The sequence below is a fragment of the Streptomyces sp. NPDC018610 genome (assembly GCF_044391765.1).
In the GTDB taxonomy this organism is placed as follows: Bacteria; Actinomycetota; Actinomycetes; order Streptomycetales; family Streptomycetaceae; genus Streptomyces.
In genome coordinates, this window is record NZ_JBISAL010000005.1 from 371,820 (window position 1) to 387,393 (window position 15,574).

Here is a 15,574-nt window from a genome sequence, read left to right on the forward strand (position 1 = left end):
CGGCCGGGGGCGGTTCTACTCTGGGTGCGGACAGACAGCTGGGGACAGACGGCTGCGGATGCGCACAGCTGTGGTCCAACAGCGCACAACCCCCACGAATCAGGAGCCGGCGGATGGATCACAGCGGGCACGGCATGACCATGGATCTGCCGCCGTTCACGCTGGGACGCGGCCTCGAGTGGTCCACGGACCCGTTCTTCCTCGTCGCCTGCCTGCTCGGGCTCGGCCTGTACGGATGGGGCGTGGTGCGGCTGCGGCGGCGCGGCGACTCCTGGCCGGTGGGCCGGACCGTCGCGTACGTCATCGGCGTGCTGACCGTGCTGCTGACGATGTGCACCGGGCTGAACGACTACGGCATGGTGATGTTCAGCGTGCACATGGTGCAGCACATGGTCATCAGCATGCTGTCGCCGATCCTGATCCTGCTGGGCGCCCCGATCACGCTGGCGCTGCGCGCGCTGCCGGTGGCGGGCCGGGGCCGCAGGGGGCCGCGCGAACTGCTGCTGGCCCTGCTGCACAGCCGCTACATGCGGATCGTGACGCACCCGGCGTTCACCATCCCGATGTTCATCGCGAGCCTGTACGCGCTCTACTTCACCCCGCTGTTCGACTTCCTGATGGGCTCGCGGGCGGGGCACATCGCGATGATGGTGCACTTCCTCGCGGTCGGCGTGGCGTTCTTCTGGCCGATCATGGGCGTGGACCCGGGCCCGCACCGGCCCGGCTATCTGATGCGGATGCTGGAGCTGTTCGCGGGCATGCCGTTCCACGCGTTCTTCGGCATCGCGCTGATGATGGGCTCCACCCCCATGGTGAAGACCTTCGAGAACCCGTCCGCCTCCCTCGGCATCGACGCCCTGTCCGACCAGAGCGCGGCCGGCGGCATCGCCTGGGCGTTCAGCGAGGTCCCCTCGGTGCTGGTGCTGCTGGCGCTGCTGTTCCAGTGGTACCGCTCCGAGCAGCGGCAGGCCAAGCGCAAGGACCGGGCCGCGGACCGCGACGGCGACAAGGAGCTGGCGGCCTACAACGCCTATCTGGCCTCCCTCAACGCGCGCGGGAACTGACCCGCCCGCACGTTCCGCTTCCCGCATCCCGGGCGCCCGGAAGGTGAAACGGGGGCACCATGGTGGGGAAGCGGACGTGAGGAGGGGTGTCGTGATGCCCGGTGCGACGGACGGTTCCACCAGAGCGATGGGCGCGCTCACCGTGGGCGCCCTGGTGCTGGTGTCGGCCTACTCGGTGGCGCTGGGCGCCGACGGGTGGCTGTGGTTCGGCTGGGTCGTGCTGGTGCTGATCACGCTGGGGCTGGTGGTCACCCAGCGCCCCTGAGGCGGCTCAGCTGCCGGTGAGCCGCCTCAGCCGAGGCGGCCCGAGGAGTGCACGCCGGGCCGGTACTTGGGCAGCCGGACGGTGATCTTCATCCCGGCGCCCGGCGCGGTCTCCAGGACCAGGCCGTGGTCGTCGCCGTACACCTGGCGGAGGCGGTCGTCGACGTTGGACAGCCCGATGCCGCCCGAGGGGCTGTCCTCGCCCGCCAGGATGCGGCGCAGCAGTCCCGGGTCCATGCCGGCGCCGTCGTCCTCGATGACCACCAGCGCCTCGGCGCCCGCGTCCTGTGCGGTGATGCGGATGCGACAGGCGTCCTTCTTGCCCTCCAGGCCGTGCTTGACGGCGTTCTCCACGAGCGGTTGCAGACACAGGAAGGGCAGGGCGACCGGAAGGACCTCGGGGGCGATCTGCAGGGTCACGGCGAGGCGGTCGCCGAAGCGGGCCCGCACCAGCGAGAGGTAGTGCTCGACGGCGTGGAGCTCGTCGGCGAGTGTGGTGAAGTCCCCGTGCCGACGGAACGAGTAGCGGGTGAAGTCGGCGAACTCCAGCAGCAGCTCGCGGGCGCGCTCGGGGTCGGTGCGCACGAACGAGGCGATCACCGCGAGCGAGTTGAAGACGAAGTGCGGGGAGATCTGGGCGCGCAGCGCCTTGATCTCGGCCTCGATCAGCCGGGTGCGGGAGCGGTCGAGGTCGGCCAGCTCCAGCTGGACGGAGACGAAGCGGGCGACCTCGGCGGCGGCGCGGACCAGGACGGCGGACTCGCCCGGGGCGCAGGCGACGAGGGCGCCGTGCACGCGGTCGTCGACGGTGAGCGGTGCGACGACGGCCCAGCGCACCGGGCAGCCGGGGCTCTCGCAGCCGATCCGGAAGGCCTCGCCGCGGCCGGTGTCCAGGGGGCCGGCGAGGCGCTCCATGATCTCCTCACGGTGATGGCCGCCCACGCCGTCCCAGGCCAGGACCCGCCGGCCGTCGGTGAGGCACAGGGCGTCGGTGCCGAGCAGCGGGCGCAGCCGTCGGGCGGCCCTGCGCGCGGTCTCCTCGGTCAGTCCGGCGCGCAGCGGCGGCGCGGCGTGGGACGCGGTGTGCAGGGTCCGGAAGGTGGCGTGCTCGACGGGGGTGCCGAGGCCGCCGAGGCCGGGCGGGCGGGCGGTGCGCCGGCCGAGCCAGAACCCGGCGGCCAGCAGCGGCAGGACGGCCACGCACAGTCCGGCGAGGAATCCGCTCACGCCTTCGCCTCCGCCCGCAGTTGCTCGGGCAGGTGGAAGCGGGCGAGCACGGCCGCCGTCGACGCGGGGACCCTGCCGGGTGTGGCGAGGGACACCAGCACCATGGTGAGGAAGCCGAGCGGCACCGACCACAGGGCGGGCCAGGCGAGCAGCGCGTGCAGCGGGCCGCTCCGGGCGAGGCCGGCCATGGTCGCGGCGACGGCGACGAGCGCGGCGCCGCCGCCCGTGAGCATCCCGGCGGCGGCGCCGGGCGGGGTGAGCCGCCGCCACCAGATGCCGAGGACGAGCAGCGGGCAGAAGGAGGAGGCGGACACGGCGAAGGCGAGTCCGACGGCGTCGGCGACCGGCAGCGAGCCGACCAGGACGCCGGCGGCCAGCGGCACGGCCATGGCGAGCACCGTGCCGAGCCTGAAGTGCCTCACGCCGCGCGCGGGCAGCACGCCGCGTGAGGGCAGCACGTCCTGGGTGAGCACCCCGGCCACCGCCATCGTGAGGCCGGAGGCGGTGGACAGGAACGCGGCGAAGGCGCCGCCGGCCACCAGCGCGCCCAGCAGGTCGCCGCCGAGGCCGCCGATCATACGGTCGGGCAGCAGCAGGACGGCGGCGTCGGCGTTGCCGGTGAGGGTCAGTTCGGGGGCGTAGAGGCGGCCGAGGGCGCCGTAGAGGGGTGGCAGCAGGTAGAAGGCGCCGAGCAGGCCGAGGACGGCGACGGTGGCGCGGCGGGCGGCGACGCCGTGCGGGCTGGTGTAGAAGCGGACGACGACGTGCGGCAGGCCCATGGTGCCCAGGAAGGTGGCGAGGATGAGGCCGTAGGTGGCGTACAGGGGCCGTTCCTCGCGGCCGGAGGCGAGGGAGGCGGACATGCCGCCGGTGCTGCCCCGGTCGGCCTCGGGCAGGGCCGTTCCGGCGGCGAAGGTCAGGCGGGTGCCGCGTTCGACGTGGTGGGGGCCGGCGGGCAGGGTGACCGGCCGGCCGTCCTGGGCGCGGCCGTCGACGGTGCCGTGGACGGTGACGGTGAGCGGGCGCTCCAGGCGCAGGTCGAGGGTGGCGTCGACGCGGACGGTGCGCTGCTCGCGGAAGGCGGCCGGTTCGGCGAAGGCGTGGCGGGGCGAACCGTCGCCCTGCCAGGCGAGGACCAGGAAGAGCGCGGGAACCAGCAGGGCGGTCAGTTTCAGCCAGTACTGGAAGGCCTGGACGAAGGTGATGCTGCGCATGCCGCCGGCGGCGACCGTGGCGACCACGACGACGGCGACGACGATCCCGCCGAGCGCGTCGGGCGCCCCGGTGAGCACGGCCAGGGTCAGTCCCGCGCCCTGGAGCTGGGGCAGCAGGTAGAGCCAGCCGACGCCGACGACGAAGGCGCCCGCGAGCCGGCGTACGCCCTGGGAGGCGAGCCGGGCCTCGGCGAAGTCGGGCAGGGTGTAGGCGCCGGAGCGGCGCAGCGGGGCGGCGACGAACAGCAGCAGGACGAGGTAGCCGGCCGTGTAGCCGACCGGGTACCAGAGCATGTCGGGGCCCTGGACGAGGACCAGGCCGGCGATGCCGAGGAAGGAGGCGGCGGAGAGGTACTCGCCGCTGATGGCGGCGGCGTTCAGGCGCGGGCCGACGGTGCGGGAGGCGACGTAGAAGTCGGAGGTGGTGCGGGATACGCGCAGTCCGAAGGCGCCGACGAGGACGGTGGCGGCGACGACGAGGACGACGGCGGGGACGGTGTAGGCGGAGTTCACGTGCGGGCGGCCTCAGCGGTCCTCGACGAGGCGGACGAAGTCGCGTTCGTTGCGTTCGGCGCGGCGCACGTACCAGCGGGCGAGCAGGACGAGGGGGGCGTAGAGGCAGAAGCCGAGGACCGCCCAGGTGAGGCGGCGGGCCTCGGGGGCGGCGGCGAACACCAGCGGCAGCGGGCCGACGAGCAGGGCGAGCACCGCGAACACCGTGAGGGAGGTGCGCAGTTGGCTGCGCATGAGGGAGCGGACGTAGGTGTGGCCGAGGGTGGTCTGCTCGTCGATCTCGGTGCGCGGACGGTAGTGGCCCGGGGTCCGGCGGGCGCGCCGGGGCGGGCCGGTGACGACGACCCGGCGTTCGGTGGCGTCCTGCGGCATGGCGTACGTCTCCCTACCGCGCCGTGCGGCGCATCAGCAGGTCCCGCAGCTCGCGTGCGTGGCGGCGGCTGACCTGGAGTTCCTCGGAGCCGACCAGCACGCTCACCGAGCCGGCGTCCAGGCGGAGTTCGCCGATGTGGCGCAGGGCGACCAGGTGGCGGCGGTGGATACGGACGAAGCCGCGGGCGCGCCAGCGTTCCTCCAGCGCGGACAGCGGGATGCGGACGAGGTGGGTGCCCGTGCCGGTGTGCAGGCGGGCGTAGTCGCCCCGCGCCTCGACGTGGGTGATGTCGTCGACGGCGACGAAGCGGGTGACGCCGCCGAGTTCGACGGGCAGGTGGTCCGGGTCGGGCTCGCTCACCGGTATGTCCGGTGCGGCGGCGTGCAGGCGGTCGGCGCGGCGCACGGCCTCGGCCAGCCGTTCGCGGCGGACGGGCTTGAGGACGTAGTCGACGGCCTTGAGGTCGAAGGCCTGGACGGCGAAGTCCTCGTGGGCGGTGACGAACACGATCAGCGGCGGCCGGGCGAACTGGCCCAGCAGCCGGGCCAGGTCGAGACCGTCGAGGCCGGGCATCTGGATGTCGAGGAAGACCACGTCGACGGCGTCGGGCCCGCCCGGGCCGCTCGGCAGCGCCCGGTTGATGCGGCGCAGCGCCTCGGTGGCGTCGCCGGCCCCTTCGACGGCGGCGATGCGGGGGTCGGCGTTGAGCAGGTAAAGCAGTTCCTCGAGCGAGGGGCGTTCGTCGTCGACGGCGAGGGCGCGCAGCATGAACGTGGAGTGTAGGGGCGAAAGCCCCGGCTGGACATGTGCCGGGCACGGGCGTTCACGCTGGATACAGTGCCGGCATGAGCAGCAGGCCCACCCCGTTCGACGACCTCGACCGGAAGATCCTCACCGCCCTGATGGCGAACGCCCGTGCGAGTTTCGCGGAGATCGGCACGGCCGTCGGCCTGTCGGCCACCGCCGTCAAGCGTCGGGTGGACCGGCTGCGCGAGGCGGGCGTGATCACCGGGTTCACGGCCACGGTGAAGCCGTCGGCGATGGGCTGGCGCACGGAGGCGTACGTCGAGGTGTACTGCGAGGGCGCGGCGCCGCCGCGGCGGCTGGCCGAGGTGGTGCGCAACCATCCGGAGATCACGGCGGCGATGACCGTGACCGGCGGCGCGGACGCGCTGCTGCATGTGCGGGCGCGGGACGTGGAGCACTTCGAGGAGGTGCTGGAGCGGATCCGGACGGAGCCGTTCATCCGCAAGACGATCAGCGTGATGGTCCTCTCCCACCTGCTGCCGGACAGCCCGGAAGCCGGAGCCAGCCATCCGGCCCCCCAGTGACGCAGCTCTCGTGCGCGGGGGCGGATGAAGACGCAGCGATCCTGCTCGGACACGCAGGGTTTGTTCCTTGTCGTCCGTGTTCGCCGCTTCCTACCTTGGTGTCAACCCTCAGTCGACACCCGGGAAACGGAGGAACCCCTCTGTGTCCGAACCGCGTGTGCCGCGCCGGCGGCGCTTCCTCGTCTGCGAACCCAGACACTTCGCCGTGCAGTACGCGATCAACCCCTGGATGCGTCCGGACCGTCCGGTGGACGTCCCGCTCGCCCAGGCCCAGTGGCGGGCGCTGATCGACGCCTACCGCGCCCACGGTCACACCGTCCGGACCGTGGAACCCGTGCCCGGCCTGCCGGACATGGTCTTCGCCGCCAACGCGGCCGTCGTCGTCGGCGGGCGCGTCTTCGGCTCCCTGTTCAAGGCGCCCGAGCGGCGCCCCGAGTCGGTCCCCTACGACACCTGGTTCAAATCGGCCGGCTTCGACGTCTACCGCCCCGAGTCGGTGTGCGAGGGCGAGGGCGACTTCGTCCCGGCCGGCCGCTGGGTGCTGGCCGGGACCGGCTTCCGCACCACCCGGGAGGCCCATCGCGAGGCGCAGGAGTTCCTGGGCGTCCCGGTGATCGGCCTGACCCTGGTGGACCCGTACTTCTACCACCTGGACACGGCGCTGTTCGTCCTCGACGACGAGAACATCGCCTACTACCCGAAGGCCTTCTCGCCGGGCAGCCGAGAGGTGCTCGCCCGGCTCTACCCGGACGCGGTGATCGCCACCCGCGAGGACGCGATGGCCTTCGGGCTGAACTCCGTCTCCGACGGCCGCCACGTGTTCGTCTCCCCCGGTGCCACGGCGCTCGCCGAGCAGCTGGCGCACCATGGATATCTGCCCGTCCCCGTCGACCTGTCCGAGTTCCACAAGGCGGGCGGCGGCATCAAGTGCTGCACCCAGGAGATCCGCTCATGACCGCACCCGCACGCACCCGCACCTCCGACGAGCTGATCCGCGCCGAGGAGCCCGTACTCGCGCACAACTACCACCCGCTGCCGGTGGTCGTCGCCCACGCGGAGGGCGCCTGGGTGGAGGACGTGGAGGGCCGCCGCTACCTGGACATGCTGGCCGGCTACTCCGCGCTGAACTTCGGCCACCGCCATCCGGCGCTGATCGAGGCGGCCCACCGGCAGCTCGACCGGCTCACCCTCACCTCGCGGGCCTTCCACAACGACAGGCTCGCCGCGTTCGCCGAGCGGCTGGCGGAGCTGACCGGCCAGGACATGGTGCTGCCGATGAACACCGGCGCGGAGGCGGTGGAGAGCGGCGTCAAGGTGGCCCGCAAGTGGGCTTACGAGGTCAAGGGCGTGCCCGCCGACCGGGCGACGATCGTGGTGGCCGCGGACAACTTCCACGGCCGTACCACGACGATCGTCAGCTTCTCGACGGACGAGACGGCGCGGTCGGGCTTCGGTCCGTTCACTCCGGGCTTCAGGATCGTGCCCTACAACGACCTGGCGGCCATGGAGGCGGCGGTCGACGAGACGACGGCGGCCGTGCTGATCGAGCCGATCCAGGGCGAGGCCGGGGTGATCGTGCCCGACGACGGCTACCTCGCCGGGGTGCGGGAGCTGACCCGTCGGGCGGGCTGTCTGTTCGTCGCGGACGAGATCCAGTCGGGGCTCGGCCGCACCGGGCGCACGCTCGCCGTCGAGCACGAGGGCGTGACGCCGGACGTCGTGCTGCTCGGCAAGGCGCTGGGCGGCGGCATCGTGCCGGTGTCGGCGGTGGTGGGCAGCCGCGAGGTGCTCGGCGTGCTGCGGCCGGGCGAGCACGGGTCGACCTTCGGCGGCAATCCGCTGGCCGCCGCCGTCGGCACGGCGGTGGTCGAACTGCTGGAGACGGGCGAATTCCAGCGCCGGGCGGCCGAGCTGGGCGCCGTGCTGCGCGAGGGGCTGACCGATCTGGTCGGCCGGGGGGTGGTCGGGTTCCGCTCGCGCGGTCTGTGGGCGGGCGTCGACGTCGACCCGGCCCTCGGCACCGGACGGGAGATCAGCGAGCGCCTGATGCGGGAGGGCGTCCTGGTCAAGGACACCCACGGTTCCACGATCCGCCTGGCCCCGCCGCTGACGATCACGGAGACCGAACTGCGGTCGGCCCTCGGGACCTTGGCGGGGGTGCTGGCCTCCTGAGCACCGGCGGCCCGGTGCCGGCCGAACAGCGGCCCGGTACGCCGACCGGGGGCGTCCCGTCAGGGGGCGCCCCCGGTTCCGTGCGCACGGGCGGGCCTACTGATTGGACTTCGCCGCGCTGATGTCCCCGAGTGCCGAGTCGGGGTCCCGCTCGATGGCGAGGTCGCCGATGGAGACGATGCCCACGGTCTGCCCGTGGTCGACGACCGGGACACGGCGCACGGAGTGCTCGCGCATCAGCCGCGCCGCCTGGTCGACGTCCTCGTCGGGAGTGATGGTGATGATGTCGCCGCTGCACGCGGAGGCCACGGTCCGCTGCTCCTGGTCACCGCCCTCGGCGAGCGAACGCACCACCAGGTCACGGTCGCTGACCAGTCCGCGCAGCTCGTCGCCCTCGGTCACCAGGACGATCCCGATGTCCTCGTCGCGCATCTTCTGGGCCACCGCCGTCACCGAGGTCTGCGGCTCCACCGTCACCAGTCGGCTGGTCATGATGTCGCGGACGTGCTGAGCCATGACGCCTCCCTTCGTCAGGTCCTGCGGTGCCGTTCACCGCACTGCGTGGCGCCGGGTACCCGGGCCGGGCGGCGCCGCACACGACATGCGGAACGGAACATTCCGTTCGCTCGACGGGATGCGGGTACCCGGCGGCGAGACGGCACTTCCTGAGGAGATGACTCCCATGCTGCTCATCGGCCTGCTCCTCCTCGCGGCCACCGCCGCGTTCGTCGTTCTGGCCATCGCAAGCAACATGTCCGGCGGGCCCGGTTACCCGGTGTCGGTCCTCGGCAACCACATCGCCACCATGAGCCCCCTCGCCCTCTTCAGCGCCGGGCTCGCCCTGGCCCTGATCTTCTGCTTGGGGATGCTCCTCTTCCTGGGCACCGCCAACCACCGGCGGCGCAGCCACAAGGTGGCCAGGAACTACGGCCGGACGGGCGGCGGCCCGGTGAACGACCCGACGCGCCCGGACGACCGCCGCTATCCCTGACCCGTCCGCGTCAGTGGTACGCGTGCACCACCGCGTGGCCCTTGCCCCGGCCGATCATCCACCGGTCGACCGGAGTGGTCACCACGAAGGCCAGGGCGAGGGAGAGGACCAGCGAGACCCAGAACAGGGCGTCGGACAGGCCCGCGTCCATCGCGCCGGGGACGCCCACCATCACCGTGTTGTCGATCAGCTCCATCACCGCGATGGAGACCGTGTCGGCGGCGAGGGCGACCTTGAGCGCCCGCCGCGGCGGGAGTCCGGCGCGCAGCACTCCGCGCATGGTCAGCGCGTAGCCGAAGACGAAGGCGAGGGCGATCGAGACGACGACCGTGGCCGCGTTGTGCAGCCCGGCGGCCGTGCCGACGACCATGCCGAGCACCTCGCCGACGGCGCAGCCGGTCAGGCAGTGCAGCGTCGCCTGCGCGGCCGTGCGCCAGGAGCCGCCCGCAAGAGCGGGGTGGCGCCCGTCGTGATGGTGCCCGCCGTGGTGGTGTTCCTCGTGGTGCCGTGCCGGGTGTGTCATCGTCGCTCCCCTTGCTGATGAGGTCTCACCGAACCGGAACAACATACCCCTGGGGGGTATTCCTGAACCAGTGGTCCGGGCGACGGGGCCCCTTCCGGGGCGGCCCGGTCGTGCGGCTGCCCCGGAAGGGTGAAGCGGTGAGGGACGGGCGGACTACCGCTCGCCGAGCATCTTCCTCATTCCGGAGATCTCGGCCGACTGCGAGGTGACGATCGACTTCGCCAGCGCGATGGCCGGGCCGTAGTCGCCCTGGGCCCGCTCGGTGCGCGCCATGGCGAGCGCGCCCTCGTGATGGCCGATCATCATCCGCAGGAAGGCCCGGTCGAAGGCGTCGCCGGACATCTTCTCCAGTCCGCTCATGTCGGCGTCCGACATCATGCCGGGCATCGGCGCGGCGGAGTGGCCCGAGCCCGAGTGGTCCATGCCCGGCATGTCCGCCATCGCGGAGGCGTCGGCGTCCGGAACGGCCGCGTCCCAGTCCCTCAGCCAGCCGGTCATGGTGTCGATCTCCGGGTCCTGGGCCTTCCTGATCTTCGCGGCGAGGTCCTTGACCTGCTGCGAGTTCGCCCGCGTGGGAGCCAGTGCGGCCATCGCGACGGCCTGGCGGTGATGCGGGATCATCTGCTGCGCGAACGCGACGTCCTGCGCGTTGTGGCCGGTGTGCCCGGCGGAGGGGGCGGCGGCCCCCGTACCGTGGCCCGGGCGGTGCGGCGAGGCGGAGCCGCCGTCGCCGCCGCAGGCGGTCAGCACCAGTGCGGCGGTCACCGCCACGGCCACCGCGGCGGCCGGGCGGAGAAGGGAACGACGAAGGGGGGAACGGCTGATGGCCATGGGTGATGAAGCTCCTCGTTGAGCCCGCGTGCGGGCACGCGGGAACGGCGGATCGTGAGACGGGCCGGAGCACGTCGCCCGGGGCGGGGCGTCGTGCGGGCGTCTCTAGATCCGCAGGAGCTGGAGCTCGGCGAGGTCGGGCGGCGCCCGGCCCCCGGACGGCCCGGCCGCCGGACCGGTGCGGGCCCCGACGGGCGGCGTGGCCGTGCGGCCCGGCGCGGGCAGCGGCGCGGGCGGCGTGTACGACACCGAGACCCCGGCCGCCGCGCAGGTGCCGCCGGCGTGCGCCATCGCCGTGCCGCCGCAGCCGGAGGCGTCGAAGGACGGGGGGCAGACCCGGGTCGGGGGCGGGAGCACCCCGCCGGCACGGGCGGGAACCGGACGGTGGCCCCGGACCGGCGCGTACGCCGTCGCCGCGTCGTGCCCGGACACGGCAGGGACCGCCCCGCGCCCGGCTGCGGCAGGAGCCGCACCGTGTCCGGATCCGGCAGGAGCCGTCATGGCGAGGACGCCATGCCCCAACGAGGGGCCGGCCGTCATGTCACGGTGGCCGGACGCGGCAAGGGCCGTCATGGCACGGTGGCCCGACGCGGTGAGAGTCGTCAGGGCGCCGTGCTCGCCCGAGGCGGGCATGCCGGCGGGTGACAGCGCGTGCATCGCGAAGACCCCGGCCAGTACGGCCAGGACGAGCAGCGTCCGCCCGGCACGGCTCACCGCGAAGCGGGTGCGGGCGCCGGACGTCATGCGCCCATCGTACGGAGTGCGCCGCGCCGCCCCGTGCACCCCCTCCCGCCCCGCGGCCGGCGCGTCGGACGGGTCAGGACTCCTGGTTCCGGCGCCGGCGCCGCAGCAGGTGCCGGGCGACCAGCGCGGCGACGAGGACGCCGATCCCGGCGAGCACGTACACCTCGTACCGGCTGATCGTGTCGTAGACGGCGCCGATGTGGGTGCCCGCGGAGTAGGCGAGGGTCAGCCAGAAGCCGACCCACAGCGCCGCGCCGAGCGCGTTGAAGGCCACAAAGCGCAGCCAGTGCATCCCGGTGGTGCCGGCGATGATGCCGTTGGCCTGGCGCAGGCCCTCGACGAAGCGGGCCACGGTGACGATCTTGCCGCCGTGCCGGGTGAAGAACCGCTCCGCCGACTCGAACCGCTCGGGCGTCAGGAAGACGTACTTCCCCCAGCGGTGGACGAACGCCCGGCCACCGAAACGGCCGATCAGATAGCCGATGTTGTCCCCGACGACGGCGGCGACGAACGCGATCAGCCCCACCGCCACCACGTTCAGCTCGCCCGCCCCGGCGTACACGCCCGCCGCGATCAGGATCGTCTCGCCGGGTGCGGGGATGCCGAAGTCCTCCACGAAGACGACGCCGCCGACGGCCCAGTAGCCGTAGTGGCCGAGCAGCGGTGCCAGGTGCTCCAGCGGTCCCGGAAGCGGAGGAGGCATGGTTCCCACCGTACGTCGCCCGGCGCGCGGGATCCGGCAACCGCCGCGCGCCCGGTTCCGCGCGCCCCTGCCCCCACTTACACTTGCACCCCACAACACAGAGGTTGACCTGCGAGAACGCGGCGGTCGGGCGGACCCGCGCGAGTGAGGAGCGACCCCTTGTTCTACCACCTGCTCAAATACGTCCTGCTGGGGCCGCTGCTGCGGTTGCTCTTCCGGCCGCGCATCGAGGGGCTGGAGCACGTGCCGGCCTCCGGGCCGGCCATCGTCGCGGGCAACCACCTCTCGTTCGCCGACCACTTCCTGATGCCGGCGGTGCTCACGCGACGCATCACGTTCCTCGCCAAGGCGGAGTACTTCACCGGTCCCGGCCTCAAGGGCCGTCTCACCGCCGCCTTCTTCCGCAGCGCCGGGCAGATCCCGGTCGACCGCTCCGGCAAGGAGGCCGGCCGGGCCGCGATCCGGGAGGGGCTCGGGGTGCTGCGGGCGGGCGACCTTTTGGGCATCTACCCCGAGGGCACCCGCTCGCACGACGGCCGGCTCTACAAGGGGAAGGTCGGCGTCGCGGTCATGGCCCTCGAGGCCGGGGTGCCGGTCGTCCCGTGCGCGATGATCGGCACCTTCGAGGCGCAGCCGCCGGGCCGCGTCGTCCCGAGGATCCGTCCCGTCGTCATCCGTTTCGGCGAACCCCTGGACTTCTCCCGCTACGCCGGCATGGAGGGCGAGAAGACCGTCCTGCGCGCCGTCACGGACGAGATCATGTACGCGATCCTGTCACTGTCGGGGCAGGAGTACGTCGACCGGTACGCCGCCGTGGCCAAGGCGGAGGAGGCCGCCCGGGCCGCCGGGAAGAGGACCGGGCGGGCCGTGAGGAAGTCGCCGCGCCCGCCGCTGAGTTGACGGCCGTCGTGGTACGGCGAAGGGGCGGCCGGTGAGACCGGCCGTCCCTTCGCGTGCACGCGTAGCCGCCAGGCCGGGCCGTTACGGCTTCGGCGTGGCGTGCGGGGCGCAGGTCACGTCCGCGCGGTCCACCTCGCCGCTGAGCAGATAGGCGTTCACCCGGTCGTTGACGCACGGGTTGACCAGGCCGGTGACGCCGTGGGAGCCGGCGTCCTTCTCGGTGATCAGACGCGAGCCCTTGAAGCGCTGGTGCAGTGCGACGGCGCCCTCGTACGGGGTGGCCGCGTCCCGCGTGGACTGCACGATCAGCACCGGCGGCAGACCCTTGCCGGTCTTGACGTCCACCGGCTTCTGCTGCTTGACCGGCCAGGTGGCGCACGGCAAGTTCATCCATGCGTTGGACCAGGTCAGGAACGGGTACTTGGCGTTCAGCCGCGTGTTGTCCCGGTCCCACTTGTTCCAGCTGGTGGGCCACTTGGTGTCGGTGCACTCGACGGCCGTGTAGACGGCGTTGCCGTTCTCCGAGGAGATGTTGCCCGCGGTGTCGGACATGTCCGGGGCGGCGGCGTCGACGAGGGCCTGGGTGTCGCCGGCGAAGTACTTGCTGAACACCGTGGCCACCGGGACCCACGAGGAGTCGTAGTACGGGGCGCTCTGGAAGAGGCCGAGCAGCTCGGCCGGGCCGACCACGCCGCCGATCGGGTGCTTCTTCGCGTCGGCGCGCAGCTGGAGCCACTTGGCCTGGACGGCGTCGCGGGTGGTGCCGAGGTGGAAGGCGGCGTCGTTCTTGGCGACCCAGTCCTGCCAGTCCTTCCAGCGGCCCTCGAAGGCGACGTCCTGGTTGAGGTTGGCCTCGTACCAGATGTTGTCGCGGTCCGGGTTGACGACACTGTCCACGATCATGCGGCGGACGTGACCCGGGAACAGGGTGCCGTAGACGGCGCCGAGGTAGGTGCCGTAGGAGACACCCAGGTAGTTGATCTTCTTCTCGCCGAGCGCGGCGCGGATGACGTCCAGGTCGCGGGCGGTGTTCGGGGTCGTCATCTGCTGGAGCATCGCCTTGCCGGTGCGCTCCAGGCAGCCGTCGGCGTACTCGCGGGCCAGCTTGCGCTGGGCGCGCTTGTCGGCCTCGGAGTCGGGCACCGGGTCCATCTTGGGCGCCTTGACGAACTCCTGCGGGTCCATGCAGGAGATCGGCGTGGAGTGGCCGACGCCGCGCGGGTCGAAGCCGACGAAGTCATAGGCCTTGGAGACGTCGGTCCACAGGGGGTTCTTGGCGGTGACGCGGGTCGGGAAGCGCAGGCCCGAGCCGCCCGGACCGCCCGGGTTGTAGACGAGGGCGCCCTGGCGCTCCTCCTTCGTGCCGGTACTGGCGGCGCGGTCGACGGCGAGCTTGATCTGCTTGCCGTAGGGGTGGGCGTAGTCGAGCGGCACGGAGACGTAGCCGCACTGGATGGGCTTGGCCAGCCCCCAGTCGGCGGGGCAGTCCTGCCAGTCGATGCCGGTCCGGGCCGCGCGGTCCGCGGCGATCGCGGCGCCGTGGGCCTCGCGGTCCTGGCCGTGGCGGCTGTCCGCGCTGGCTGCGGGGGCCGCCACGGCGCCGGCTATCAGGGTCGCCGTGACCAGCGCGCCGGCCGAACCGAGCGCCAGGACCCGGTTCTTCGGTCTGATGTCCCTCAAGTGGGACCTCCCCGTACATCGTTACGGATTAGTACGGGGATCCTTCCGGCTGTGAGGCGGCTGAGAACAGGGGGCGTTGACCTTCTTTACCAATCCGATAACCGACGTGGTGTGTTCCGCTCAGCGGAGATCCGGCGACGGCCCCGGAAAGAGGCGGCCGAACTCGGCCAGTGCCTCGTCCAGCAGCCGGCGCAGCCGCAGCGCGTCGGACGCGACCGCGCTGACCAGAGCGGCCGGACCGGCGAGCGGGACGAGGACGGCTCCCTCGCCCAGGACGCGGGCCGGCGCCGGGACCCGGGCGAACTCAGGTGTCACCAGGACCAGTTGGCCGACCGCTCGGTGCCCGGCCAGTACCGCGGGCCCGTCCCAGCCGCCCGGCGCGCCCGGCCCGCAGGACAACTCCTGGTCCAGCACGACGTGTCCGCCGATGCGGACGGCGAGGCGGCTGGTGAGCCTGCCGGGTTGCTCGGCGGCGCGGCCGAGCACCTGTTCCTCGCGCAGCACCAGGCGCGCGGTCGGGGCCAGGTCGGCGCGCGTGGTGACGCGCAGGTCGCTGCCGTGGGCGGAGATCAGCTGTTCCGGCAGCCAGTGCAGTGCGCCACCGTCGGCGACGGTGAGCCGTACGTCGTAGTGGGCCGGACCCGGCGCCTGCCCCGGCAGGGCGATGGTGGCCGCCGCCGACCCGATCCGCAGCCGGGCCCCGGCCTCGACGTGTGTGCCGACGGTGAAGCGGTCGCCGCCGAGGGGTCCGCTCATCGCGCCGACCAGCAGGACGCGGGCCTCGCCGCCGTGCCCCCGGGTGCGGCGCGGCGCGAGCGGACCCTCGCCCTCCAGCACGGGCAGGCAGGTGCCGCCCCGGCCGTCGTCCCTGGCGACGATCCGGGCGGCGGCCCGCACTCCGGCCGAGGTCGCGGCGATCGCCCGCGCGGCGGGGACCACGGCCGTCGCCGGGGTGACGGTCATGGCCTCCGTGTCCGTCGCCGGGGTGACGGCCGTCGCGTCCGTGTCCGTCGCCCGCGTGTCCGTCGCTCGCGTGCCCGGCGA

General features: G+C 73.0%; 18 protein-coding genes. 7 read left to right on the forward strand and 11 right to left on the reverse strand.

The window, feature by feature from the left end:
* Positions 1 to 113: 113 nt before the first annotated feature.
* A complete protein-coding gene (locus ACH5A8_RS15815) occupies positions 114 to 1,064 on the forward strand; it encodes a cytochrome c oxidase assembly protein (RefSeq protein WP_399002156.1) in 951 nt (316 codons plus the stop codon).
* 94 nt (positions 1,065 to 1,158) lie between these two features.
* Positions 1,159 to 1,329: a hypothetical protein gene (locus tag ACH5A8_RS15820; RefSeq protein ID WP_399002158.1), complete on the forward strand. Its 171-nt coding sequence runs from the start codon at positions 1,159 to 1,161 to the stop codon at positions 1,327 to 1,329.
* A gap of 26 nt (positions 1,330 to 1,355) precedes the next feature.
* Here the strand turns inward: ACH5A8_RS15820 and ACH5A8_RS15825 are convergent, their stop codons facing one another.
* The 4 genes from ACH5A8_RS15825 to ACH5A8_RS15840 are packed head-to-tail and all read right to left on the reverse strand — an operon-like array spanning position 1,356 to position 5,423.
* The gene (locus tag ACH5A8_RS15825) at positions 1,356 to 2,555 is read right to left on the reverse strand and encodes a sensor histidine kinase (protein ID WP_399002160.1); all 1,200 of its coding nucleotides are present in this window, start codon (positions 2,553 to 2,555) and stop codon (positions 1,356 to 1,358) included.
* On the reverse strand, positions 2,552 to 4,282 hold the full coding sequence (locus ACH5A8_RS15830) for a cation acetate symporter (protein ID WP_399002162.1): 1,731 nt from the start codon (positions 4,280 to 4,282) through the stop codon (positions 2,552 to 2,554). The genes ACH5A8_RS15825 and ACH5A8_RS15830 overlap by 4 nt, the downstream gene beginning before the upstream one ends.
* Before the next feature lie 12 nt (positions 4,283 to 4,294).
* Complete coding sequence (locus ACH5A8_RS15835) at positions 4,295 to 4,654, reverse strand: hypothetical protein (RefSeq protein WP_399002164.1); 360 nt, start codon at positions 4,652 to 4,654, stop codon at positions 4,295 to 4,297.
* A gap of 13 nt (positions 4,655 to 4,667) precedes the next feature.
* On the reverse strand, positions 4,668 to 5,423 hold the full coding sequence (locus ACH5A8_RS15840; RefSeq protein WP_399002166.1) for a LytR/AlgR family response regulator transcription factor: 756 nt from the start codon (positions 5,421 to 5,423) through the stop codon (positions 4,668 to 4,670).
* 77 nt (positions 5,424 to 5,500) lie between these two features.
* Here ACH5A8_RS15840 and ACH5A8_RS15845 point away from each other — a divergent pair, with 77 nt between their 5' ends.
* From ACH5A8_RS15845 to rocD, 3 genes are all read left to right on the forward strand, one after another.
* On the forward strand, positions 5,501 to 5,986 hold the full coding sequence (locus ACH5A8_RS15845) for an Lrp/AsnC family transcriptional regulator (RefSeq protein WP_399002168.1): 486 nt from the start codon (positions 5,501 to 5,503) through the stop codon (positions 5,984 to 5,986).
* A 142-nt stretch (positions 5,987 to 6,128) separates the two neighbouring features.
* Positions 6,129 to 6,941 (forward strand): dimethylargininase, encoded by an 813-nt coding sequence (gene ddaH / locus ACH5A8_RS15850; RefSeq protein ID WP_399002170.1) that lies wholly within the window; start codon positions 6,129 to 6,131, stop codon positions 6,939 to 6,941.
* On the forward strand, positions 6,938 to 8,158 hold the full coding sequence (gene rocD / locus ACH5A8_RS15855; protein ID WP_399002172.1) for an ornithine--oxo-acid transaminase: 1,221 nt from the start codon (positions 6,938 to 6,940) through the stop codon (positions 8,156 to 8,158). Before ddaH ends, rocD begins: the two co-directional genes overlap by 4 nt.
* Positions 8,159 to 8,254: 96 nt before the next feature.
* On the opposite strand, the gene ACH5A8_RS15860 is transcribed toward rocD, so the two are convergent.
* Complete coding sequence (locus tag ACH5A8_RS15860; RefSeq protein WP_399002174.1) at positions 8,255 to 8,674, reverse strand: CBS domain-containing protein; 420 nt, start codon at positions 8,672 to 8,674, stop codon at positions 8,255 to 8,257.
* Between the two features lie 166 nt (positions 8,675 to 8,840).
* On the opposite strand from ACH5A8_RS15860, the gene ACH5A8_RS15865 reads away from it, so the two are divergent.
* Positions 8,841 to 9,149 (forward strand): hypothetical protein, encoded by a 309-nt coding sequence (locus ACH5A8_RS15865; protein ID WP_399002175.1) that lies wholly within the window; start codon positions 8,841 to 8,843, stop codon positions 9,147 to 9,149.
* A gap of 10 nt (positions 9,150 to 9,159) precedes the next feature.
* Here ACH5A8_RS15865 and ACH5A8_RS15870 read toward each other — a convergent pair whose 3' ends face one another.
* The 4 genes from ACH5A8_RS15870 to ACH5A8_RS15885 all read right to left on the reverse strand — a co-directional run bounded on the left by ACH5A8_RS15870 (position 9,160) and on the right by ACH5A8_RS15885 (position 11,950).
* Positions 9,160 to 9,672 carry a DUF4396 domain-containing protein gene (locus ACH5A8_RS15870; RefSeq protein WP_399002177.1) on the reverse strand — a complete coding sequence of 171 codons (513 nt, stop codon included), beginning with the start codon at positions 9,670 to 9,672 and terminating at the stop codon, positions 9,160 to 9,162.
* A gap of 153 nt (positions 9,673 to 9,825) precedes the next feature.
* Positions 9,826 to 10,503 carry a DUF305 domain-containing protein gene (locus ACH5A8_RS15875; protein WP_399002179.1) on the reverse strand — a complete coding sequence of 226 codons (678 nt, stop codon included), beginning with the start codon at positions 10,501 to 10,503 and terminating at the stop codon, positions 9,826 to 9,828.
* A gap of 105 nt (positions 10,504 to 10,608) precedes the next feature.
* Positions 10,609 to 11,247, reverse strand: a complete 639-nt coding sequence (locus tag ACH5A8_RS15880) for a DUF6153 family protein (protein WP_399002181.1) — start codon at positions 11,245 to 11,247, stop codon at positions 10,609 to 10,611.
* 73 nt (positions 11,248 to 11,320) lie between these two features.
* Positions 11,321 to 11,950 carry a DedA family protein gene (locus ACH5A8_RS15885; RefSeq protein WP_399002183.1) on the reverse strand — a complete coding sequence of 210 codons (630 nt, stop codon included), beginning with the start codon at positions 11,948 to 11,950 and terminating at the stop codon, positions 11,321 to 11,323.
* Between the two features lie 159 nt (positions 11,951 to 12,109).
* Between ACH5A8_RS15885 and ACH5A8_RS15890 the strand changes: the two genes are divergently transcribed.
* Positions 12,110 to 12,850: a lysophospholipid acyltransferase family protein gene (locus ACH5A8_RS15890; protein ID WP_399002185.1), complete on the forward strand. Its 741-nt coding sequence runs from the start codon at positions 12,110 to 12,112 to the stop codon at positions 12,848 to 12,850.
* Positions 12,851 to 12,931: 81 nt separating this feature from the next.
* Here ACH5A8_RS15890 and ACH5A8_RS15895 read toward each other — a convergent pair whose 3' ends face one another.
* On the reverse strand, positions 12,932 to 14,530 hold the full coding sequence (locus ACH5A8_RS15895) for an alpha/beta hydrolase (protein WP_399002187.1): 1,599 nt from the start codon (positions 14,528 to 14,530) through the stop codon (positions 12,932 to 12,934).
* 120 nt (positions 14,531 to 14,650) lie between these two features.
* On the reverse strand, positions 14,651 to 15,493 hold the full coding sequence (locus ACH5A8_RS15900; RefSeq protein WP_399002413.1) for an urease accessory protein UreD: 843 nt from the start codon (positions 15,491 to 15,493) through the stop codon (positions 14,651 to 14,653).
* Between the last annotated feature and the right edge of the window lie 81 nt (positions 15,494 to 15,574).